The sequence below is a fragment of the Salipaludibacillus neizhouensis genome, from assembly GCF_002886185.1.
GTDB classification, from domain to species: domain Bacteria; phylum Bacillota; class Bacilli; order Bacillales; family Salisediminibacteriaceae; genus Salipaludibacillus; species Salipaludibacillus neizhouensis.
This window is the reverse complement of sequence record NZ_KZ614146.1, coordinates 1,835,684-1,860,245: the sequence shown is the minus strand read 5'-3', so window position 1 is coordinate 1,860,245 and position 24,562 is coordinate 1,835,684. Positions and strand designations below refer to the sequence as shown.

Annotated in this window: 17 protein-coding genes; 1 reads left to right on the top strand and 16 read right to left on the bottom strand. The window is 37.6% G+C overall.

Going from position 1 to position 24,562, the window contains the following annotated elements:
- Positions 1–5: 5 nt before the first annotated feature.
- The 13 genes from CEF18_RS08595 to CEF18_RS08535 all read right to left on the bottom strand — a co-directional run bounded on the left by CEF18_RS08595 (position 6) and on the right by CEF18_RS08535 (position 19,159).
- Positions 6–1,493, bottom strand: coding sequence for a glutamate synthase subunit beta (locus CEF18_RS08595; RefSeq protein ID WP_110936083.1), 1,488 nt, complete (start codon positions 1,491–1,493; stop codon positions 6–8).
- Positions 1,494–1,513: 20 nt separating this feature from the next.
- Positions 1,514–6,103 (bottom strand): glutamate synthase large subunit, encoded by a 4,590-nt coding sequence (gene gltB, locus CEF18_RS08590; RefSeq protein ID WP_110936082.1) that lies wholly within the window; start codon positions 6,101–6,103, stop codon positions 1,514–1,516.
- A 279-nt stretch (positions 6,104–6,382) separates the two neighbouring features.
- Positions 6,383–7,339 (bottom strand): ribose-phosphate diphosphokinase, encoded by a 957-nt coding sequence (locus CEF18_RS08585; RefSeq protein ID WP_110936081.1) that lies wholly within the window; start codon positions 7,337–7,339, stop codon positions 6,383–6,385.
- Between the two features lie 362 nt (positions 7,340–7,701).
- A complete protein-coding gene (locus CEF18_RS08580) occupies positions 7,702–8,730 on the bottom strand; it encodes an aliphatic sulfonate ABC transporter substrate-binding protein (RefSeq protein WP_110937633.1) in 1,029 nt (342 codons plus the stop codon).
- Between the two features lie 22 nt (positions 8,731–8,752).
- Entirely contained in the window at positions 8,753–9,514 is a 762-nt protein-coding gene (locus CEF18_RS08575) for an ABC transporter permease (protein ID WP_110936080.1), read from the bottom strand.
- The gene (locus CEF18_RS08570; protein WP_110936079.1) at positions 9,447–10,292 is read right to left on the bottom strand and encodes an ABC transporter ATP-binding protein; all 846 of its coding nucleotides are present in this window, start codon (positions 10,290–10,292) and stop codon (positions 9,447–9,449) included. The genes CEF18_RS08575 and CEF18_RS08570 overlap by 68 nt, the downstream gene beginning before the upstream one ends.
- Positions 10,293–10,587: 295 nt before the next feature.
- Positions 10,588–11,577 carry a DUF3307 domain-containing protein gene (locus CEF18_RS08565; RefSeq protein WP_110936078.1) on the bottom strand — a complete coding sequence of 330 codons (990 nt, stop codon included), beginning with the start codon at positions 11,575–11,577 and terminating at the stop codon, positions 10,588–10,590.
- The gene (locus CEF18_RS08560; protein WP_110936077.1) at positions 11,570–12,289 is read right to left on the bottom strand and encodes a SatD family protein; all 720 of its coding nucleotides are present in this window, start codon (positions 12,287–12,289) and stop codon (positions 11,570–11,572) included. The genes CEF18_RS08565 and CEF18_RS08560 overlap by 8 nt, the downstream gene beginning before the upstream one ends.
- Before the next feature lie 410 nt (positions 12,290–12,699).
- Entirely contained in the window at positions 12,700–13,698 is a 999-nt protein-coding gene (locus CEF18_RS08550) for a hypothetical protein (RefSeq protein ID WP_110936075.1), read from the bottom strand.
- 181 nt (positions 13,699–13,879) lie between these two features.
- Positions 13,880–14,578 carry a class I SAM-dependent methyltransferase gene (locus tag CEF18_RS08545; RefSeq protein WP_110936074.1) on the bottom strand — a complete coding sequence of 233 codons (699 nt, stop codon included), beginning with the start codon at positions 14,576–14,578 and terminating at the stop codon, positions 13,880–13,882.
- A 117-nt stretch (positions 14,579–14,695) separates the two neighbouring features.
- A complete protein-coding gene (locus CEF18_RS25860) occupies positions 14,696–14,848 on the bottom strand; it encodes a hypothetical protein (protein WP_183040928.1) in 153 nt (50 codons plus the stop codon).
- A 30-nt stretch (positions 14,849–14,878) separates the two neighbouring features.
- Complete coding sequence (locus tag CEF18_RS08540; RefSeq protein ID WP_110936073.1) at positions 14,879–18,475, bottom strand: dynamin family protein; 3,597 nt, start codon at positions 18,473–18,475, stop codon at positions 14,879–14,881.
- 93 nt (positions 18,476–18,568) lie between these two features.
- Positions 18,569–19,159, bottom strand: coding sequence for a molybdopterin-dependent oxidoreductase (locus CEF18_RS08535; protein WP_110936072.1), 591 nt, complete (start codon positions 19,157–19,159; stop codon positions 18,569–18,571).
- A gap of 278 nt (positions 19,160–19,437) precedes the next feature.
- Between CEF18_RS08535 and CEF18_RS08530 the strand changes: the two genes are divergently transcribed.
- On the top strand, positions 19,438–20,460 hold the full coding sequence (locus CEF18_RS08530; protein WP_110936071.1) for an LLM class flavin-dependent oxidoreductase: 1,023 nt from the start codon (positions 19,438–19,440) through the stop codon (positions 20,458–20,460).
- Between the two features lie 174 nt (positions 20,461–20,634).
- Here the strand turns inward: CEF18_RS08530 and fabF are convergent, their stop codons facing one another.
- From fabF to CEF18_RS08515, 3 genes are all read right to left on the bottom strand, one after another.
- Complete coding sequence (gene fabF, locus CEF18_RS08525) at positions 20,635–21,876, bottom strand: beta-ketoacyl-ACP synthase II (RefSeq protein ID WP_110936070.1); 1,242 nt, start codon at positions 21,874–21,876, stop codon at positions 20,635–20,637.
- 164 nt (positions 21,877–22,040) lie between these two features.
- The gene (locus tag CEF18_RS08520; RefSeq protein ID WP_110936069.1) at positions 22,041–22,976 is read right to left on the bottom strand and encodes an alpha/beta hydrolase; all 936 of its coding nucleotides are present in this window, start codon (positions 22,974–22,976) and stop codon (positions 22,041–22,043) included.
- Between the two features lie 182 nt (positions 22,977–23,158).
- On the bottom strand, positions 23,159–24,532 hold the full coding sequence (locus CEF18_RS08515; RefSeq protein WP_110936068.1) for a hypothetical protein: 1,374 nt from the start codon (positions 24,530–24,532) through the stop codon (positions 23,159–23,161).
- Positions 24,533–24,562: the final 30 nt, after the last annotated feature.

Here is a 24,562-nt window from a genome sequence, read left to right as displayed (position 1 = left end):
TAAGGTTAAGGCAAAGTCGTTGTTCCCATCAAGAATCGATCACATTCCCTGGCAACTTCTCTTCCTTCATTAATTGCCCATACAATTAAACTCTGACCGCGACGCATGTCTCCGGCTGCGAAAATACCTTCTTTATTAGTCGTATATTTTCCATACTCAGCATCTACAGTAGAATTTGCTTTTGTTTTAATACCTAATTTAGATAGAAGGCCTTGTTCAGGACCCTTAAAACCAATTGCAAGCAATACTAAATCTGCTGGCCAAACTTTTTCCGTTCCTGGAATCGGTTTACGCAAGCGGGCACCTTTTTCATCAAAAGTTAGCTCTACGTTAATGGTGTGGACTTCTTTAACATGTCCATTCTCATCACCAACGAATTTAGTAGTCTGAACTGCATAAGCTCTTGGATCATCACCAAACACAGCTGCAGCTTCTTTTTGACCATATTCAATTCGGTGAATGACTGGCCACTGTGGCCATGGATTAACATCCATATTACGTTCAGATACTTTTTTATCATAAATATCAAATTGAGTTAAGCTTTTGCAATCGTGTCTTACAGAAGTGGAAATACAGTCAGTTCCTGTGTCCCCTCCTCCAATCACAATAACATTTTTATCTTTAGCAGTAATAAAGTTTCCGTCTTCCAATTCTGAATCTAAAAGACTTTTAGTATTGGCATGAAGGAAATCCATTGCATAATGAACACCTTTCAATTCTCTGCCTTCTACTTCTACATCGCGGTGAATTGTTGCTCCACCACAAAGAATACTGCTATCGAAATTAGTTTCAAGCTCTTCAACGGTATAATCTTTCCCTACTTCTGTATTTGTAACAAACGTGATTCCTTCTTGTTCAAGGATATTCACTCGTCGTTGAACGACATCATACGGCAGTTTCATTTCAGGAATACCATAAGTTAGTAAACCACCGATTCGGTCGCTACGCTCAAAAACAGTTACAGTATGTCCTGCTTTATTTAGCTGCGCTGCAGCAGCTAAACCGGCAGGACCTGATCCTATAACAGCAACCTTTTTACCGGTTCTTGACTCAGGAGGTTCGGGTACTACCCAACCTTCATCAAATCCCTTTTCAATGATGGATCTTTCCACTGTTCGGATCGCCACTGGTGGCTCATTAATTCCTAGAACACATGCTCCCTCACAAGGTGCAGGACATGCAAAACCAGTAAATTCAGGGAAGTTATTCATTTCATGCTCTTTATTTAATGCTTCTTTCCACTGCCCTTTGTATACAAGATCATTCCACTCAGGAATAAGGTGATACACAGGACAACCCGTAGTTACTCCGTCAATTTCCATGCCAGTGTGACAGGTTGGCACGCCGCAATCCATGCAGCGAGCTCCCTGTTGTTGTACTTCTTCTACAGTCAGTGGAATTGTATAGTCAAACCAATCCTTCGTTCTTTTGGAAGGGTCACGCTCTCGTTGTGCTTGACGGTCATATTCCATAAACCCGGTTATCTTTCCCATCGTATCCCCTCCATTCTTTTTTATTTTAGTGCTTCAACTTTTATCTTACTATCTTCAAATGCTTTCATTTCTGCATCGAATTGACTCAATCCATCTTTTTTATACTGTGCAATTTTCGTTTGGATTTCTAAATATTGTTTAGGTACCACTCGAACGAACTTTTTCACAGTATTGTCCCAGTCTTCCAGTAATTTTGTTCCTTTTAAACTTAACGTGTGTTCAACATGTTTTTCCATCATCACACGTAATTCAACAATTTCATCAGGATCTGTTAAGGATTGTAAATGAACGAGTTCTGCATTACATTTTGTTTCAAATGGTTCAGGACTATCATTCAATACATAAGCTACTCCGCCTGACATACCAGCTGCAAAGTTTCTACCTGTTGATCCTAGGATAACAACTTTACCGCCAGTCATATATTCACAGCCGTGATCTCCAACACCTTCAACGACAACTTCTGCTCCACTGTTTCTAACACAGAAACGTTCTCCGGCGATTCCGTTTATATATGCTTCTCCTGCTGATGCACCATAAAATGCAACATTTCCAATTATGATATTTTCAGAGGCAACAAATGTCGTTTTTCGAGATGGTCTAGCGTATATTTTACCGCCAGATAAGCCTTTACCTACATAGTCGTTTGCATCTCCAACTAATTTTAACGTCATTCCTTTTGGAATAAATGCGCCAAAACTTTGTCCGGCAGATCCTTTAAATGTTAGTCGAATCGTATCTTCGGGTAAACCATCTTTACCATGTCTTCTAGTAACCTCACTACCTAGAATAGTTCCGGTAACACGGTTTATATTTCGAATAGAAGCAGTAGCTTTAATTGGTTCTCCTGTTTCAATGGCCTCTTTACAAAGAGGTATTAATTCCAACATATCAAGTGATCTTTCTAAACCATGGTCTTGTTTGATAGTTGCATATCTACTAACAGAAGCAGGTACATCCGGCTGGTATAAAAGAGATGACAAATCAATGCCTTTAGACTTCCAATGGTCAACTGCTTGATTCGTCTCTAAAACATCCGTTCTACCGACCATTTCATTGATCGTCCTAAAACCGAGCTCAGCCATTAATTCCCTAACTTCTTGAGCGATAAATAGCATGAAATTAGCAACCGCATCTGCATCACCAGTGAATTTAGCGCGTAACTCTGGATTCTGAGTTGCTATTCCAACAGGACATGTATCTAAATGACAAACGCGCATCATGACACAGCCTAAGACTACTAATGGTGCAGTTGAGAAACCATATTCCTCAGCTCCTAATAGTGTTGCTATGACGACATCTCTTCCTGTCATCATTTTCCCATCAGCTTCAACAGTAATACGATCTCTTAATCTATTTAATAGCAATGTCTGGTGTGTTTCGGCCAAACCGATTTCCCAAGGCATTCCAGTATGCTTCAAACTTGTGCGAGGTGCTGCACCAGTACCGCCATCGTATCCACTAATAAGGACATGATCAGCTCTTCCTTTCGCAACCCCTGCAGCAATTGTTCCGACGCCTACGGCAGAAACTAACTTAACACTTATTCTTGCTCTAGGATTAGCATTTTTTAGATTGTGGATCAGTTCAGCTAAATCCTCAATAGAATATATATCATGGTGAGGTGGTGGTGAAATTAATTCTACTCCAGGAGTAGATCCACGCACGTCGGCAATCCATGGATAAACTTTTTTACCAGGCAAATGACCGCCTTCTCCAGGTTTTGCACCCTGGGCAATTTTAATTTGGATCTCATCGGCATTCACTAAATAATGACTGTCTACTCCAAATCTACCAGATGCCACTTGTTTAATAGAGCTTCTTCTGGAATCGCCATTTTCATCAGGAGTAAAGCGATCAATATCTTCGCCACCTTCTCCTGTATTACTTTTTCCGCCGATACGATTCATTGCAATCGCAAGTGCTTCATGAGCCTCTTTACTAATAGAACCGTAAGACATTGCACCAGTCTTGAATCTCTTACAGATTTCTTCAATGGACTCTACTTCATCAATTGGAATCGATGATGTTTTCTTAAAAGCTAATAATCCCCGAATTGACTGTAAGTTGCTCTTTTCGTCCGTTAATAATTTAGTATATTGTTTGAATGCGTCATAACTGTTTGAGCGACAAGCATGTTGCAGGAGGTGAATGGTTTTTGGATTATACTGATGATCCTCACCTTTTCCTCGGTATTGAAACTCGTCTCCGGCATCCAAAGATTTATTATTTCCACGGTGATCCCCGAAAGCGATGTGATGGCGAAGTAATACTTCCTCTTCAATCGTCTCTAAACCGATTCCTCCAAGTCTTGAAGAAGTTCGAGTAAAGTACCTGTCAATAACATCATTATGAATACCAATTGCTTCAAAAATTTGAGCACCACGATAACTTTGGATGGTGGAAATACCCATTTTTGAAAGTATCTTAACAATGCCGTCTGTAACGGATTTAATATATTGATCGACAGCTTCTTCCAACGTATCTACCTTTAGGTCATCTTTAAGTATTAAATCATGGATAGTTTCATAGGTTAGATACGGATTAATTCCTTCAGCACCATAACCAAGAAGACTTGCAAAATGATGAACTTCTCTAGGCTCAGCAGATTCTAATAGAATACTGACACGAGTTCTGGATCCTTGTCTAATGAGATGATGATGTAATCCGGACACTGCTAATAAAGCCGGGATTGCTGCATTCTCAGCATCTACACCTCTATCTGATAAAATCAATAATGTACTTCCGTTTTCTATTACTGTATCAGCTTGGATAAATAACTCCTCTAAGGCTTTTTCCATTTCAGAGGAATCCTTTTTAGCATTAAATAGAATGGATAATGTGGAAGTTTTGAAACCATCAAGATTTTGCTGTCTTAATGTTTCCAATTGCTTATTTGACAAAACAGGTGAGTTTAATCTAATATGCTTACAGCTCTCAGCAGTAGGCTTAACAAGATTTGCTTCAGCACCAATTGTTGTTCCGATACTAGTTACAATTTTTTCACGAATTGCATCAATAGGCGGATTCGTTACTTGTGCAAATAGTTGTTTAAAGTAATTATATAAAAGTTGTGGTTTTTTAGATAAAACAGCTATTGGTGAATCATATCCCATTGAACCAACAGGATCTTTTCCATCGGTTACCAGCGGTTTAATAATTTTATTAAGTTCTTCCGTTGTATAACCAAAGGCTAACTGTTGATTAACTAAGTTCTCGACTACTGGTCTTTCCTTCAAAGAAGGCTGTGGTAAATCTTCAAGATCTTTTAAGTTATCCTTCAACCATTCGCCATACGGCTCTTCTCTGGCTATTTGTAATTTGATTTCCTCATCAGGGATAATTTTCCCTTTTTCTAAATCAACAAGCAGCATTTTGCCCGGATGAAGTCGTTCTTTATAAACAATGTCATCGGCGAAAATATCTAGAGCTCCAACCTCAGAACCTAAAACGATTTGACCACTTTTAGTAACATAATATCTTGCAGGTCGAAGTCCATTGCGGTCTAGACAAGCGGCAATTTGCTTCCCATCTGTAAAAGCTAATGCAGCTGGTCCATCCCAAGGTTCCATAAGTGTACTGTGATACTCATAGAAGTCTTTTTTCTCTTGGTGAATGTTTTTATCATTTGACCAAGGCTCAGGGACCATCATCATAGCGGTGTGGGCCAATGAACGTCCAGACAGATGGAGAAACTCAAATGCATTATCAAACATGGAAGAATCACTGCCGTTAGTATCAATAACAGGTAATATTTTTTGAAGGTCTTCCCCACTAAAATACTCTGAACTGCAAAGTTGTTCTCTCGCCCTCATCCAGTTAACGTTTCCTCGAAGGGTATTAAATTCCCCATTATGGATGGAATATCTGTTTGGATGTGACCTTTTCCAACTAGGAAATGTATTTGTACTGAATCTAGAGTGAACGAACGCCAATGCTGATTTAAAATCAGGATGGTTTAAGTCAATGTAAAAAGAATCCAATTGTTCAGGTATTAACATACCTTTGTACGTGATTGTTCTTGTAGACAAACTGCTAATGTAAAAGTCATCAAATTCTTCAAATTTTGAGATTTCTGTTTTCGTACGTTTGCGAATGACATACAATTTTCTTTCAAAAGCAAGTTGATCTTTCATGTCCTCGGAAGGAGCAATAAATACTTGGCGAATGAAAGGTTTTGATTTTTTAGCAACATGACCAACGAATGCATCATTTACAGGAACTGTACGCCAGCCTAAAACCTTTTGTCCTTCTTCAATAATAATTTTTTCGAAAAGTTGTTTTGCTTTTTTACGTGCATCATAGTCATAAGGAAGAAAAATCATTCCTATCCCATACTCGCCTTCTTGCGGGAGATCAAAGTCTTCTTTGTCACATTGCTTCACAAAGAATCTATGCGGGATTTGAGTCAAGATTCCAGCACCATCACCAGTACTTGTGTCTGCTGACTGGCCACCTCGGTGCTCTAAATTACAAAGTATTGTAATTGCGTTTTGAACGATATCATGAGATTTTCTACCGTCAATATTGGCGATTATTCCAATTCCACAAGCCTCATGTTCTTGGGATGGATCATATAAACCCTGTGCAACAGGATAATTGTCTCGAGCCATGATAACGTCCCTCCTCTTAATGGTGATCAAATTTGATGTCGACAGAATATATAACAAGCTATTTTTGCGACATTTCTGTAATTATAACATAAAAACTTAAATTAGAGCTAATGAAAACTGAATAAAAACACAATTCAGTTGATGTATTCTGATTATTTATACTTTTCCACCAGTTAGTACAAGCGGATTTTCAAGCAAAAAGAAAAGGTCGATTCGTCAGTTTTTATGACGAAACAACCTTCTTAAAATTAGATCTATAACATGTAAATTGTTCATGTTTTAGTCAAATAAGGTACTGACAGATTCATCATGATGAACCCTCATGATGCCCTCAGCTAGCAATGAGCCTATAGATAAGGTTGTTATTTTATTAGTACGTTTTTCTTCACTCTGGTATATCGAATTAGTAATGACAACTTCTTTTAAAGGAGATGCTTGAATTCGATCAACCGCTGGTTCAGATAAAACTCCATGAGTAGAACATGCATAAACTTCTTTTGCGCCGAACTGCATTAATGCTGAAGCTCCGGCAGTGATAGTTCTGGCTGTATCAATAATATCGTCAATAATTATTGCCGTTTTCCCCTCAATTTCTCCAATAATATTTAAACCTTGGACAGACGGATCATCGACACCTCTTTGTTTATCTATAAATGCTATAGGTGCATCTAACTTGTTTGCGAGCCGTCTTGCTCTAAGTGAACCAGCATTTTCTGGAGCAACGATTACAACATCCTCTAATTTCTTTTCAAGAAAATAGTTGGACATTATAGCGTTAGCATTTAACTGGTCTACTGGAATATTGAAAAACCCTTGTACTTGTGGAGCATGAAGATCAACCGAGATAACTCTGGACGCACCAGCTGCCTCTAATAAATTTGCAATTAGTTTTGCTGTAATTGGTTCTCTTGATCGTGCCTTTCGATCCTGACGAGCATATCCGTAATAAGGCATAACTATATTAATTGTTTTAGCTGATGCTCGTTTCAAGGCGTCAATCATAATGAGAAGTTCCATTAGATATTCATTCCCGGGCTCGGATGTGGATTGAACGAGGTATGTATCGCAGCCACGGATGGTCTCCTCTATATTCATTTGGACTTCTCCGTCGCTGAACCTTTTAATGATACTTTTGCCCATTTTCACTCCAATTTTATCAGTGATTTCATGTGCCAAATCGGCATTTGAATTTAGGGTGAAGATTTTCATTTTTGATACTTCTCTATTAGTGGTCATGAAAATTCCTCCAAGAATTATTTGGTTATTTGAAATAATCATACCACATTTGTCGACTAAATTAATATCAAAGCTAGAATCGCCAACCAAAATGATTTTGATACCGATAGAAAAATAAGATAGTTGTTCACTTTTCCTTGGTTAACGGTTTTATTCGATTGACTTCTCTGAGATTCGCCGGAAGAAAAGCCTGGCTCACAGAAAGTCTTCCTAGAGTATTTGGGGAATATCATATCTCTTTAAAGAAAAAATTTCTAGAAAACATCCTTCTTCAATTTTCAAATGATACCTAAATAAAAAGGTCTGTTTGGAATGAACACTCCAAACAGACCTTTTACTCTTTTCCTAGATAAACGCTTGTGTTATTCTTCTTCTAATATTTTATCTAGCATAGAAGTATCTACAAATCCATCCAGATTTGGGTCTTCATCCATGAATTCTAACTCGTAAGATGCATCAGCCCATGCTTGCAACGCTTCAGCATGAGTTTCTGTAGTAACCTCCATTCGCTGCCACGCTTTTTCTAAAACCTCTTCTGGAAGCTTTGTTTGTGTTAAGTCATAAATAAGGTTATTTATAGTTTCTAACGTTTCTGCTTCATTATTTTGGGCAAATTCGACTGATTTTTTATGAGCTTGCAAAGCTTGTTCTACTACTTCCGGGTTTTCTTCTAAGAACTCCGTTGATGTCACCATAACAACACTTGCAAGCTCCTCACCCAAAAATACTTCGTTCCATTCCGTTACTACGTTAGCATTATGTTCTTCTACTAACAGTGTTCCCCATGGTTCAGGTGCTGCAGCAGCGTCAATTTGACCTTGTTCAAACATGGCTACCATACTAGCTGGATTAACACGGGATTGGTGTTCCACTTCTCCGCCGCGTCTGTTTGATTTCAAACCAATCTCTTGAAGCATAATTTCTAATTGAACGTTATGAGTACAACCATTACCTGGAGTACAAAAAGAACTGCCTTCAAAATCTTCTAAGCTATGAATCCCTGAATCTTCCCGGGAAACAATTAAAGTTGCCCCATTTGCAGCTGCTCCTATTACAACAATATCACCACCAGTTAGGTAGTAATTAATTGCAGGACCTGGACCGACATAACCTAAATCGATGACCCCTGTATCTAGTGCTTCAACAAAATCATTTCCATTTGGGAAATTTATAAATTCCAGATCCTGATTCTCCATTTCATCTTCGAAATAACCTTTTTCTTTGCCAACAATAGCGGCAGCATGATCAAGGTTCGGGAAGTAACCAATGTTTACTTCTTCTGCTGAAACCTCGGTTGAATCTGCGCCGGAGCTCTTTTCCTCTTCGCCAGTGCCACATGCAGACAACACCATTGCGACTGTTATAAATAATCCACCATTCCATTTCTTCATAATAATATTTCCCCCTCTAATTTTATGCATTTTTAGCTAGTCCCCATCGGGAAAGCACTTTCTTTTCAATTTTACTAAATATTAAATATTCTACGATTAATCCAATAACAGAAATAATAATCATGATAGCGACGACGAGATCCATGTTGAAAAAATCGCGAGCGTCCATCAGTGTTCTACCAAGACCACCACGGCCAATTAATTCCGCAGCCATTAATGCTCTCCATCCAAATGCCCATGCCAGTCTTGCTCCTGTTAAAGCAGATGGAATGGAGGCTGGAAGCATTACTCTCCATACTAACTCTGTATTTTTATATCCCATCGTTTTTGCAGCGCGAATTAGAATGGGAGACACGTTTTTAATACCCATCCGAATATTTAAAGTCATTGCCCAAGTACCACCTAAGATGACGACGAAATAAATAGCGCCTGGTCCACCTTGGAATACTACAAGTGCAATTGGTAACCAAACGATGCTCGGAACAGATTGAAGTGCAATCACTAAAGATCCTAATGTTTCATCTGCTAACTTAGATACTCCAAGTAAAACACCTAGTATTCCACCAATGATGACGGCCATAGAAAACCCGATAATAATTCGTTGCATGCTTTCGCCTAAAGCAGTAGCTAAAATACCTGTATCAAATAAGCCTATATATAATTGCTGCACAGATCCTAAAGGAGATGGGAAAAGTGTTGTATCCTTAGAATAGATTCTATATATGATTTCCCATATTGCTATCAGTACCATAAAGAAGGCTAGCCTTCTTAGAATTAAAGTCATCTCCCATTTCCTCCCTCATCACTTTTTCGATTTCTCCACCGAGAATGGACATAATATCTTCTTCTAATTGGATAAATTCCGGTGAGGAAGGAATTCTCGGTCGTGGTAAGTCTACAGGGAAAATTTTAATGATCCCGCCTGGCCGCGTGCCCATTAGAACGATTCTATCTGATAATAAGATTGACTCCCTGATGTTATGTGTCACGAACAGAATTGTTTTTTTAGTTTGTTCCCAGATAAATTGCACTTCTTTATGAAGCATCATTCTAGTTTGTTCATCGAGTGCTCCGAATGGTTCATCCATTAAGAGTACTTTCGGATCCATTGATAACGCTCTTGCAATAGCTACTCGCTGTTTCATTCCTCCTGATAATTCATGAGGATAGGAATGGAGAAATTTACTAAGGTGAACAAGCTTTAAATATTTCTCGGCGTGCTTTTTTGCCGTAGCTTTATCCATCGTTTTTTTGAGTGCAAACATGACATTCTCAATAACATTCAACCATGGCATGAGCGCAGCTTCTTGAAAAACGACACCTCGATCAGAACCAGGACCTGAAATCTTTGTTTCCCCAACATAGGCTGCACCACTAGTAGGTTTATCCAACCCAGCGACAATGTTCAGTAGTGTTGACTTACCACATCCTGAAGGACCCAATAATGAAACAAATTCCCCTTCCTTTATATCTAAAGAAATATCCTTAAATACAGTAAAAAATGTTTTGTTGTCTCGGTTAGGAAATGTCTTTTCAACATTCTTTATTGTTACAGATTCCATTATTCCCCTCCTTACTTTTTAAAAAAGTTAGTTATTATTGAGTGTTTTTTTAAAGAAGGCTTGAATCCATCTGGAGGATTCGAGTTTCATCCAGTTCCAATTACAACAATCAGATTTAAGAGAGACTTCTTTTAATTGTTAATATAGATAATTCATTGAAATCCCCTTATCCTATGACTTTACTCGGAATTCACTTTTATAAGTATATGTCGAGATTCACAATGTTGTCAATATGATAAATTCATAAAAAACTCGAGGAAAAACCTGAAGAGAAACTTCTCTTCAGGCAAAGGTTTTATACAGTGAACCAAATTGATCTTATTAATAAACCTATGACTAGCGCACAAAGAATACTTAGGAACGTACCAATTAAATAGTATTCTGCAAAGTTTTTATCTTCGAATTGCTTAAATCTGGTCAATGTTTTTAAGGCGGCAATAACAATTAATCCTTGATAGGCCCCAGTAGCAATAAATAAACCAATTAACAATCTTTCTAAAATTCCAATATATTTCCCCGCTGAATTATCATCCATCTCATTAAATTGCTGGAATTCCATGGTCATCGATTCTTTCCCATTACTGCTGTCTTTCTTTTCCCAGGTTCTTTCAATGGAAACATTTTTATTCAGCTTTTCAAGTTGGGCATAGTGGTTTTGAAAAAACAAATCATCATCACTTTTAACAAGAGTGGAAGCTATTTCATCCTTTGCAGTATTCTTTTGTTGTTTCAAGTCTTGCAAAAGTTCAGCAATCAACACACTTGATGTAAAGGTTAATAATACGACTAAAATACTTATCAACAATATACTTGTCGTAAGGGACAATGGGATATCTTCCATAATTACTTCAAACGTTTTGGTAATTATCACGGGCAAGGCGGCAACCTTGTTAAACACGAATAAAACAACGTAAATGATAGCAATATGCATGAACTGATCCGTTAAAAAATGTATCGATCTTTTTCCTAATAGTTTGTCAATAAATTCATGCTTATGTATGGATTTCCCTATAATTACTTCTGAATAGCTAGATTTAAAATGATCAATAACATAATGTAAAATTGCTATAATAAGCAAGCATAACAACGTGATCCAAGTTAGTTCATTAAATACCGTCAATAAAACAACTGTTACTACAACGTGGTGAATCACATGTTCTATCAATCCCATATTGCTTAAAAAACTGGTGTCATAATTATTTTTCTTTTTAATAATTGCATCCGTTTGTGTAATGAAGTCGCATATAAGATGGGCTAACATGAAAATAAGAATGGTGTTATCCATCTAAATCCCCCGATTCACTAGGTAATGTTAAAGACTGTAAAAGGTGAATAAAAGAAGTTTCCGCCTCTTTTACAACATCGTACTCCGCTCTTCTAAGCAACTTACTTACATTAGATACGACATGCTTATCGTCGTAGTTTAATTCTTCTGCAAACTCTTTGTATTTCTTTGACGGGTTATTTTCAATGAGGTCAATAATATAATGTTGTTTCTCTGTTCTTTTACTAATTTTTTCCATGATGAAAAATACGAAATAGTTAATTGCAGTGTTTATATTCATGTCTTTACTTACTTTAAATTCATATTGGAAGCTTTTATTCGTATGCTGATGAATTGTCTTCATCAGTTTATTCTTTTCTTTCAGCGATTTCAAAGCATCTGCTGCATGCCAAATAGCATCACCTTGGACAAGATCTGAATTCGTATGATTCTCTTCAAAAAGATCACCTACCCCAACACCGATATAGACAGGTGTATTGTGCTTTTTAGTCAAGGCATATAAGCTTTTATAGACGTCATACCCGTTTCCGATATTTTTACTAATTCCAAAGAGTTCATCTCCGGACCGTATCACAAAAGGTACTAGAAGAGAATCTTGATGTTTTTGATTGATTGCTGTAATAATTTTTTCCAGCTCTTCTCGTTTTCGGTGTTTGCGCGAATTTACCACGTCTACAGTTATACAGGTTACTTGTTTTAGTTTTTTAGTCATTGTTTCTCCTTTATGAAGAGTTTATAAATTATTAGTTTTAGGGATATTGTTGTTTTACTTTGAACAGAAGTGCTCGAAATCCGCTTAAGGCGGACGCTTTCCGCGGGCAATGCTTCAGCCTCCTCGGGAAAGTTCGTCCCTGTGGGGTCTTTAGCTATTGCTTTTCCCGCAGGAGTCGCCACCTTTGCTACTTCGAGCTTGTTAAATTTATGGTTAAGAAAGCAGTTCTTTTGCTTTAAAATAAGACACTACGCGTTTTTCTTACTGAATTAAAATAAGGTGATTTATTTCATTATATCATATAGACGAAAAAGTTACCTGAAAATCAAGTAATCTATGAAACTTACTTGGTTTCCAGGTGATATTTTAAAGTTACTGTATATCTCAGTATCTATTTGTCTATAAAATAATTAAGCTTCATATACGGTAGTCTCTGAGTCCTTTACTTTTAATAAATAATGATCTCGTTCGATTTTATAGATTTGTCTGCGAATCGCATTCCAATCTTGAATTTCAAGTGAAGCTTTTCGAAGATTTAAGGTTGCGTCTTGCAATTCTTTTAAGTCTATCTCTTTACCTTCCTGCTGTTGGTTTTTTAACTTCCGAAGATTATCCTCAATTTTTTGAACAGAATCATCCCAGGAAAAGTATAAATGTTCAGGCTCCATTTCTTCCGCTAATATATGATTTACCTGTAACGTTTCGTTTTTAGGACCCAGTATCGATATATCCGTGGCGTGAACAGTTACTTCTACGTTTTTTCCTTGTACATCCACGACCAAGTATTTCATCTCTTTGGCAATCTCTCTATTGAAAATATGCTCCAATACATAGGTTAGCGACATGTAACAGAGCCAAATTGGTTTTTTGGGATCATGGATTTTAATTTTCATTTCATATTTTTCAAAGATATCTTTAATGTCATCCAATACATCGTCATATTTACCTTTACGAATCATGACAGCGAATTGTTGCTGAGTATGCATTTTCAAAATACTAGGTAATTTAATCACTGGGATCACTATCACTAAAACCATCGATAAAAGACCTAGAACAAATGAGTAGATATATCCCATTAGTAATTGTTTAACGACAGAGCATTCTGAGTCGCGGTTCTCTAATTTTAATGATGTATATCCAACAGTTAAAGGAAGAATAAGTACAAGAGCGATAGAAGTGTTTCTAATAATCGTGTCATCATCAGGTAGAAAGGGAATTAACATTTCTGCTAAGGTGGGGTAAAAAACAGAAATAATAATGTAAATCCAGTACAACGATACAAGCCCCATGAAGCTCATTTTTGAGCTGTCTTGCGTTGGAAGCCTGCCAAAAAAAGTGAGAGTAGCCATACTAAATACTTTACTAAGAATTTTTGCTATACCTGTCATCAGGAGTCGAGCGAATGGCATTGTATTCACCTTTTTCTATTCTTTTTTTAGAAACACTCTTGAGGTAATCTGATTCCTATATAAAAGAAAGTTCGACTGAGCATAAAGTCGAACGAAGTTCTTTTATTAAGTTTTAGATTACGTATCATTTATATTCCCTCCCCTATTAAGTTTAAACGATGACAGAAAGCAAATTTCAACATTATTTTTCACAACTTAGAAGTATTGGCTCCACATGTCCACTCATCATACTCAACATCTCCGCGTGTTCATCTAAAATATCCAACTGTTCCCTAGTGATATTGTCAGGTAGAAGAATTTCAGTAGCGGGTTCCTCTGAGGGCTTAAATGGCATTTCTGTGACTTTTGAGAAGCCTGAATTCTTAAGAAGATTTAGCCAATCATTTTTAGTATACAATGTTTCTACCTCATAAAAGTTCTTCACCTTCTTTTCATCAATGGAAGAAAAGGGTTGACGGAGGCACATTTCATTAATAAGGACTTGACCATCATCTTTTAAAACACGTTGAATCTCCTTTAAAGCTTTTGGCGCATGCGTAAAACTAAGGACAGATTCACATATAACGTGGTGAAAGGAGTTTTCCGCGAACGGCAAATCGAGTACTGTTGTGAATTGAACAACAACATTTTTATTATTTTCAAGATTTTTCCTTGCTTTGCTTACCATGACCGGATGACTGTCAATTGCGTTTACTTTGCAACCATACATCTCGGATATAAAACGAGCTGTTTCTCCCAGTCCGCAGCCAGCATCTAAAATAGTCATGTCAGGAGTGATCCCCAACTCATTAATCATTTGTTTTGTTAGCAGTTTTCCTCCAGGATGTGCACTTAAAACGTTTAATTCTGCCAGCATATTCATGTAGGAATTCTTTTTCATCCGCTCCACCTCAGTGATACGTTATTCAAAGGACAGCGTCACTGTTCCGATATAAACTTCTGTACAATAAAAAAACCGTGAAAGGGGGAAACTCCCTAACACGGCTTCAGGATAAAATTATCTCGTATTTTTCTTCTTCGCGAGTTCTTGGCCTCTGCTTACTACTTCTCCTGCAGCACTATTCTCATCAGGTGGCCTTCCTAATGGATTTACGCTTAATGTCCGTGCATCGCCACTTTGTTTGTTCCGATGACCTCGTTGTTTGCCCACCTTCATCACCTCCACTCCCATAATGTTTACTTATGAGGAGGATTTTATGAGTGTATCTATCATCGTGAGCTCTTGTTCTAAACTTTGCTTTTCTTGACGATCTAAGAGGGCATCTAAGCGTTGACTTTCCTCTTGTATGGTTTCTGTGAGTCGTGATTGCATCTGTTTTTCTAATGATTCCATGGACTGATTAACGGACTCCTGAAACTTTTCGGCAGCTTTCGAAATTTGCTCTTTTGCTCTTTCTGTCCCATCATTCACTAGTGCTTCCTTTAAATCCTTAGCTTTCCCATTTTCAAAAAAATCTTTTTTAGATTTCAAATAAGTTAAGTAAGGCAGTGGATCAAATGTAAAACTGATGTCTTGGTCATTATCCTTTAATTCTACACTTTTTAGTTCACCATCCATCGTAAAATACGGAAGCCGCTTCGAAACATTGTTTTTCTGTTCCATTAACCACGCTTCCACAAAACGTTTGATGACATTTTCTAACCTTATTGAAATAGCTTCAATTTCTTGTTTCATAAATTGTTCACCATGACCGCGCCATTCTTGAATCGCTCCTATTAACTGCTGGTGAAGTTGTTTTTTAGATGTACCAGTAAGCACAGAGACATTAATCGTCATAGGATAATAATCATTTAATACATAAGTGATTCTTTGTCGCAAATATAGTGTAAACTGATCTAACTCATGAAGAACATCCCTAGTTGGTACAGTAAACCTTTGTTCCTGGACTCTTTCTATTTCTTCTGCTGCGATTGCTTTTAATTCGGTTTGTTTTTGAATTTGGACATCTCTATCTGATGTCATAAAGGAAATACTGTCTTTTAATTTTTCACTGAATTGTTCGGCTTGATGTTCAATCATTTTAATAGCAAGAGTTTTAAGTTCAAGAATCGTTTGTTGATAGAAGGCTTCTTCAAATCGGGAAAAGCTAGTTTCCTCGATTGTTTTCTTTTCTTTTTGCGCCATACCTTCCTTACTGGATAAATGATAAACCCTTGGTTGTTCTATCCCATTATTTTTAAGTTGATCTTGGACATGGCGTTTAACACCATTTAATTCACCAATGCTTTCAGCAAGATCTGAGGCATTAATCACAAAATATAACTTGTCTTGGCCAAAGCTTTTATTAACTTTCCCCATCTGCTGTAAAAAATAATGGTCGGCTTTAGAAAATGCATGATTGTAATAAGTTAAATAGAAAATCGCATCCGACTGACGTAGCTGTTTGAATGCAACGTTAGTATGTCTCGCATGTATTGAATTAACGCCGGGCGTGTCTACCAGGACAATTCCTTGTCTTGTTAAGTTACAATCATAGTAAATATGGACTTGTTCAATTAAACAGGCGTATTGCTCATCAGCAACATAAGAAGCTAATTCGTCGTTTGATACGGTGAGCGTCTCTCCTAGAGGTAACTTTTTTTCCAGTAAGCTGGTTTGGATAGTGCTTAGATAATCAGCATTTGTTTTTTGCCAGCTAGTTACAAAAGATTTTTTATCAGGCTTCCATGTCTTGATTGAATCTACTGTTAACGAAAGATCTAGTGTACTACTCACAGAGTTTATTTCGTCCGATAACGCGCGCTTGGATTTCAACGCTATGACAGCCGTTCCATGTGAGTTATCGTTTGTTGGAGCGAGAACAGTAGTAACGGTTGCTGTTGTAGGGTTAGGCGAAACTGGCATCACTCTTTCTCCGAGTAGGGCATTCGCAAAACTGGATTTTCCTGCACTAAATGCACCAAACAATGAAATAATAAATGTTTGATCTTTATAACGCTTAATACGTTCTAGTAATTGGTTACGCTCTGAAGTAAGAATTTTAGAATCCTGTGATGCCAATAATCCTTCATGAAGTTTGTCCAACCATACAGCCGCTTCCTTTTCAGAAAAGCTGTTCTCATGAGTTTCTAAAACCTCCTCTTCCTCCTCATTAATAATAGAGTCAGTTGGGAGAGCAATTCCTTTAAATTGCTGCACAGATTCACTAGGATAGGTCAAAAAGCTAACATCGATAAGTTTTTTCTCGAAGTCTCGAGACGTTTGTTTCTCCGGTTTAAGTATCTGAATGCCTTTCAATTGATTATCATACAATGTTTTATTAAGGTTCAGCTCTTTTTTGTAGTCGTCTAAGTTTTCGAGGGAGAGAAGTTTTCCGACTAACTGCTCCTTTTGCTTCGTTACATATGCTTTTCTTTCTTTGATCCAAACTTCCAGTAAAGCAGCAGATTGTGATTGAATGTGTTTGACAATTTTAGTCGTGATGACTTTCGTAAATGTATAAACATAATCACTGCTTTTATGGCCTCGATTTATCTGATTTTTAAACCAATCCATCTCTAAAACAATGGAAAGATCTTCATAAGCCTTTTCAAAAGCTTGTTTGTTTAGAAGTTCCTCATGGTTTACCTTTTGAAAGTATGCTTGAACATGAAATAAAAGCTGGGATTTTACTTTGTCCTCTAGTTCGTCAATGAGTTTCATTAACCTGCTGTCTTGCTCTTCTTCTGTTTTCTTTTTTGAGAATAAAAAGCCCATCTTAAAACCAGGTTCCATTGCCCCTAACCAGTGCTTTGTTAACTCCGTCGTAGTATAAGGAAAAAGAGTAACATTTTTAAAGAGACTGCTCATGTCCTTTTGATAGGATTCTCTCATGACCTGATCATAATCACGAAGCTTTACAAGCTCTTGAGCTAATTCTTCTTGTCTGTCTAAATCCTTTGAGTCAAAACCGTCTTCCTCTACTTTCTCATAAACTTCGTTTAGCGATTCTTGTTTCTCCACGAGTAATCGTGATTCGATCGCCTGGTAAAATCCATGGTTCAATTGTTTAAAAGAATCGTCTAATAATCGTTCGCTGTTAAACAAGAGTCCTTTCAATTTTTTTTCAAGTTCTGTGAATTGATTCGCTGGATGATCCATTTTCTTCATGGATGTAAAAAAGAGCTCGATGAATGTGATATCCCACTCCTTCAGAACTTTGGTAACCGATGTTCTGAAGGCATCTAAACTTATTTCACGTTCATCATGTTTGTCAATTTGATTAACGACAAGGTAAATTGGCTTCTTCTCCAAGGATAATTGCCGTAAAAACGAAAGATTTGTCTCTGATTGGACATGATTGTAATCCATGACATACACAATTGCATCTGTTGAATAAAGCTGCTCGACAGTCACGGCTTCATGGGAATCATCGGTAGAATCTACACCCGGGGTATCTACAATACACCCATGATCTCCTAAAAAAGGTAAAGGGGCAGTAATTGTCATCCCTGATAACGATTTTCCATCCATTCCCCATTGTCTAACTTTGTCCCATGGAATTTCCCCTTCAAACACATGGTCGTCATCTGAATCTTGAGAATGTACTTTTAAAGCGAGATCTCCTTTTTGGATTCGAACGATATTTGCACTCGTAGGTATAGGACTTGTCGGCAGGATATCTGCTTGAAGCATTTTATTTAACAGCGTTGATTTCCCAGCTGAAAAGTGTCCACAAAAGGCAACTTCAAACATCGTACTTTGTTTTTTATCTGCTAATCTCTGATATCGATATGTTTCTGCGGTCGTAAACTCGACCTCGCTAAAAGACAACGTTTCATTCTTTAAGTTTTTCACTCTTTCCCCATCCTCACTACTAACTTAAATATTTTGGAACATGAGAAGATACAGTCAACCTTCTCATGAATGCATTTCAAGACAAAGTATAAACTACCTGTATCGTTCTTCTTTAAAAGGGTTTGCGGTCATAGAATATCCAAGCTCCTCCCAGAACCCTTCTTCATCTTCTTTCATAAACCTTATACCAGATACCCATTTAGATCCTTTCCAAAGATAAAAAGCGGCCGGTGGAATAAACCTTAATGGATAACCGTGCTTAGGAGTGATTTCCTGCCAGTTTCTTTGCTCGTCTTTCCACTTATAGACAAATAAAGAATCGTCCCCTAATAATGCATTCAATGGAAGGTTAGCGGAATATCCAAAGGGATCCCCGTTGTAGTAGCCGTAAATTTTAACGTATTTCACTCCATCATTTATATGGATGAGATTTAAGAATTCTCGAAAAGCAATTCCTTCAAAAGAATTTCCGAATTTCGACCAAGTTGTGACGCAATGCATGTCTATAGACGATATGGTTTTGGGAAGTTCCATCACCTCTTGATAAGATAATTCCAGTTCTTTCTTTACTTCACCAAATAATTTGAATTTCCATGTAGATTCATTGAATGGATAAACATCTCCTTGATGTAAAATAGGCCATTTTTGTGTTTCGAATTGTCCTGGTGGAAGTTTGTTTGTCATGTAGTTCATCCTTTTTAAGATTGTGTCTTTGTTATTAATGAATGTTATAGGTTGTTTCCTAAATAATTGCTGAATTTAAAAGGAAATGTTTGCCTCTGAGTTCGCTCCAGGCGGACGCTTTCTTTGAGAAAGACTTCACCCTCGCCGGGAAAACAATTTTTATAAGCAATATATTTTGATTGTAAGATAGCTATTGATAGACTAAACATATGTATTACTGAGAAGTTATTCCTAGCTTCCTTTCACAATAAATATTTAACAAGAAAGAAGTTGAAATAATGTCTATAGCTAATCGTAGCAAACTACTAGAAGAAATACCATTATCTGTCCTTGATTTAGCATCTATCGTTGAAGGCGGTACAGCTCACGATTCGTTTAAGAACACAGCAAATTTGGCCATACACGCTGAAAAGTTAGGATTTAATAGATACTGGCTTGCTGAGCATCATAATATGCCGGGAATAGGTAGTTCAGCTACGTCTGTTTTAATTGGACATGTAGCGCAAGTAACTGAGAGTATGCGCGTTGGTTCAGGTGGGATCATGTTACCTAATCATGCCCCGCTAGTGATTGCTGAACAATTTGGAACATTAGAATCATTATACCCTAATCGCATCGATTTAGGGCTGGGACGTGCACCGGGAACAGATCAACGAACAGCATTTGCTTTACGAAAGGGACAAGGAAGTGATGGACAGGATTTTCCAGAACAACTAGAGGAACTGACAAACTATTTTAGTCCTGAAGAGTCTGATCCTAAAGTAAGAGCGATTCCAGGTGAAGGGTTGTCTATTCCGATTTGGTTATTGGGTTCCAGCGGGTTTAGTGCTCGACTTGCCGCGGAGAAAGGGTTACCCTTTGCATTTGCGAGTCACTTCTCTCCGGAAAACACGATACCAGCACTCGAACTTTATTATAATAACTTCCAGCCATCTGATGTACTAGCTGAACCATACTCCATGGTAGTTGCCAATGTCATTGCTGCTGATACAGAAAAGGAAGCGCAACGACTTGCGACTTCTATGCAAATACAGTTTTTAAATATTATCCGGAATACGCCTAATCTTTTACAAGCTCCTGTAGATGACATGGATGAGATATGGAGTGACTATGAAAAATCGGTACTGGAAAAGCAATTTGGTTCCGCAATGGTTGGTACTCCTGCTATGATCCAAGAAAAACTGCAAGATTTTCAAAACAAAACCGGAGCAAGTGAAATAATGATTAATTCACAAATTTTCGATCATGAAGCCCGCCTTCGATCATTTGAAATTGTATCGGACGTTAGTATTAAAAAGTAGCGAAAACAATTAATTATAGAAAGGGACTGAAAAAGTAAACATTTACTTTTTCAGTCCCTTTTTTACAAGATGATTTATAAAATTATCGGTTTTCTAGAGATTTTTGTTTTCATCGAACAGAGAGGCTCGAATCCGCGAGACTCCTAAAGAAAAATGATCTAAAATTTCAAGTGGTTATTCTTTTATTTTTCTGAAGACAAGCGTTGCATTATGGCCTCCAAAACCTAAAGAGTTGGAAAGAACCGTATCTACATTTTTTTCTAGAGCATGATTAGGAACGTAATTTAAATCCAACTCTTCGTCAGGAGTCTGAAAATTTATTGTAGGAGGAATAATATTCTCCTTTAATGCCATAAGTGAAAAAATAGCTTCAAGAGCACCAGCCGCTCCTAATAAATGCCCTGTCATCGATTTAGTAGAACTTATTGCTACGTCATACGCATGTTTACCGAAGACCTCTTTAATAGCAATGGTTTCATATAAATCATTATATCGGGTAGAGGTACCGTGGGCATTAATATAATCAACTTGCTCAGGTGTAACGTTTCCGTCGGCCATCGCTAACTTCATTGCTCGTTGGGCGCCTTCTCCTTTTGGAGCAGGCGTAGTTATGTGATACGCATCCCCTGTAGCGCCATACCCAACTAATTCTCCATAAATAGATGCTCCGCGAGCTTTTGCATGGGAGAGTTCTTCTAATATCAACGTAGCAGCTCCCTCTGCAATCACAAACCCGTCTCTATTTTTATCAAAAGGCCGGCTTGCAGTTACCGGATCCGGGTTTCTGGACAATGCCGTCATGTTCGTAAATCCTGCAATTGTCATTTCAGTAATCGCTGATTCCGCCCCACCAGCTACCATCATTTCTGCATGTCCATGTTGAATCACACGAAAGGCATCCCCGATGGAATTCGCTCCTGATGCACAGGCAGTGACAGAGCAATTATTTATCCCTTTTGCTCCTAATTCAATCGATACTCTTCCAGACGCCATGTCGGGTATAAACATAGGAATAATAAAAGGGCTGACTTTTCTAGGTCCTTTTTCTAAGTACTTCTTGTGTTGAGATTCAAACTCATCCAATCCACCAATCCCAGAGCCTATCCAAACCCCAATTCGCTCCGCTTCAATTTCCTTACCAATTTCTATTCCGGCATCTTTGATCGCCATTTTACTTGCCGCAATTGCTAGGTGAGTAAATCTGGCCATACGTCTAGCTTCCTTGAAATCCATGAAGTCGTTCACATCGAAGTTCCGTACTTCACCAGAAACTTTGACTTGGAATTTATCCGGGTCAACTCTTGTCATCGGGGCGATACCTGAGACACCATTTATGGCATTGGTCCATGAAGTAATAGCGTTATTTCCTAAAGGGGATACTGCCCCTATACCTGTCACGACAACTCGTTTCTGCATCTAATCTTCTCCTTATGAATGGGGTTTGTAGAACTATATCTTGACTTATTACTTGGTCATAATAACTGCTACCTATTATTCTATCCTAACCTAGCCTTGAAATGAAGATATCTTTTTAAATTAGTTGCTCGGGAAATCTTGAATAGATGAATTATTCAGTTGAATTAGTATTTAAGACGTGCTTCTATCCAATTCTTAACATCCAAATAAACTTCGGTTTTATTAACTTCATGGAGCATTTCATGCCTGCCATTTTTATAGAGTTTATAGCTTATATCCTGTATCCCTATTTTTTGATACATGTCAAAAATGGCTTTTACCCCTACGCCATTGTTACCAACAGGGTCTTTGTCCCCGGAGAAAATGAATACAGGCAACTCTTTAGAAATAAGTTGATTAAGTTCCAAGTTATGAATAGATGCTAAGCCAGTAAATAAATCATGGAAGAAACTGGTCGAACATGTCCCGCCGCATAGTGGGTCATCCACATAAAGATCAACGGTTTTCTCATCGGAGCTTAGCCAGTCATAAATCGTACGCGAAGGTTCAAATAAGCGATTATGACTTCTGAACGTAAGGTAATTCAACAATGGACTAGGAGTAGAGTTCCCTTTCAGTTTTTTTTCAACGATTGCTAAGGCTATGCCTAGTTTTCCTTGAAAACCCGGATCGCTGCCAGTCCCGGATATGATCACACCATTAATCTTGACCCCAGCTAATTGAATATATCTTCTTGCTAAAAATGAACCCATGCTATGACCTAATAGAAAAATGGGAACACCGTTGTATTCCTGTTCGATTCGTTCCGTTAATATGAGTAGATCATCTGTTGCAGTGTCGAAACCATTCTCATCAGCAAAATATCCGTATTCTTTCATAGAGGCCATCGTGTATCCGTGACCACGGTGATCATTTGCATATACAACATAATCAGAATCTACTAGAAAAGCTGCAAAATCCGTGTATCTTTCGGAATGTTCAGCCATACCATGAGCAATCTGGATGACTGCTTTTGGTTTAACCGGCTTTTCGGGGGACCATTTTCTAGCAAAGATCTTTGTCCCATCCAAAGATGAATACGTAAAAGTTGTTTTTTTCATGAGTTTCCCCTTTCTGATAAAAGATAAAACGCTATTGGATTAAAAAATATTTGTGTTTTTATTATACTACGAGAAAAAATTGAACCTGGTGAGAAAGTTTAGAAACTAGAAATAATAAAGGAAAGTAATAAAAGAGTAACACCAGCTGGGTTAGATGCAGGTGTTACCGGATAACGAAGAATTTAAAGCAAAAAGTAGGCTAACAAAGTCCCTACAGTACCATAGAGTAAAGCGAATGGCATGTTTGTCAACGTGATTCGGTATGGATTTTGCTGTGTATTCATGGAAGTTATAGTTACAGTTACCCCATAAGTTGCGACACTCGCAGTGGCTAATGCTCCTGTGATGAAAACAATTCCGATACTTAAGGGATTCATCACGCTATAAAGTGGTGCGACTACTTCTATTAAGACACCTATAGTTGCGATGGGATGTATACCAAACATACTCATAACAAGGTACGTAAGCTGCATAAAAATGAGAATTAATAAAGGATACTCTGAGACTGCCATAAACGGTTGCTGGATTACTTGTAAAATAGGAGTCTCATTCAAACTATTAGAGAAAAACGCAAGAGTAACAAATAACACGAAAAAGTTCTGCATGTTATTCGTTCTGTCTTTCCACGTTTTAACCCCGATTGCTAAAAAACTTCTCCACCGTTTCATTAAAAAGGCCCAAGCACACGCAAACGGAAAGATGACTAATGTGACGGCATATATGAAACTCAAATCTAGTAGATTACCTATTCCTACAATCAGTGTAAGAAATACGGTTAAAGCAAATAATAATTGTAAAATATTCAGAACAATTTCTTTCATAGAAAACGATCTAGTAAGTTGGTAGGGGGCCTCATACTTCATTGTTGCGTATGCACGTTTACCTCGAACGGATTCCATTGTCATCATGATTACAGAAAATAAAACGAGCCAAGGAAGCATCGTTAAATAGCTCACGCCTGTGGCATCCACACTTATTGCAACAAGAATTTCCATCGGGCTCCAAACGAGTGCCATTGAGAAGGCCCGTAATGTCGATTGACTTATAAAACCATCTCGAAACTTCTTCGAAACCTTTTGCAGGTTTTCTTTAAGTACACTTTGAGTGAGTGTAAGTGCAGAAAGGTTAATAAATGATAAGAGTGTATAAGTGGTTAGAGTACTTCGAACATATAGACTACCCATATTTGACACGTTCGATTTCATTAATTCGTTAATTCTTCGGTCGAATCTGCCAGCTCGAACCACGATATTCATCCAAGGTAAAACAGTTAATAAACCAATTAAGCCTAAGTTTGTCGTGAAAAATGTTAAGGCATGTAAAAGAGAGAGATTTGACTCTACAAAAAGGTAGGATCCTACTGCCAAAAATATAGAGCCAAGAATTCTAAAGAGTTTAGATGCTCCAAAAAAGGAAATGATGAGGATTGGTATTGTGATAGCACCGGCAATGTATGTAATGACAGGTGAATCTATGAAAACATTTATCATGTAAATCAGTATAAGTAGGGAGTATATAAGATAAAGACGTTGCGGAACACCTTTTAAAGTTTTCATTGTAACATTCTTCTTTCGTTTAGGAGTTTA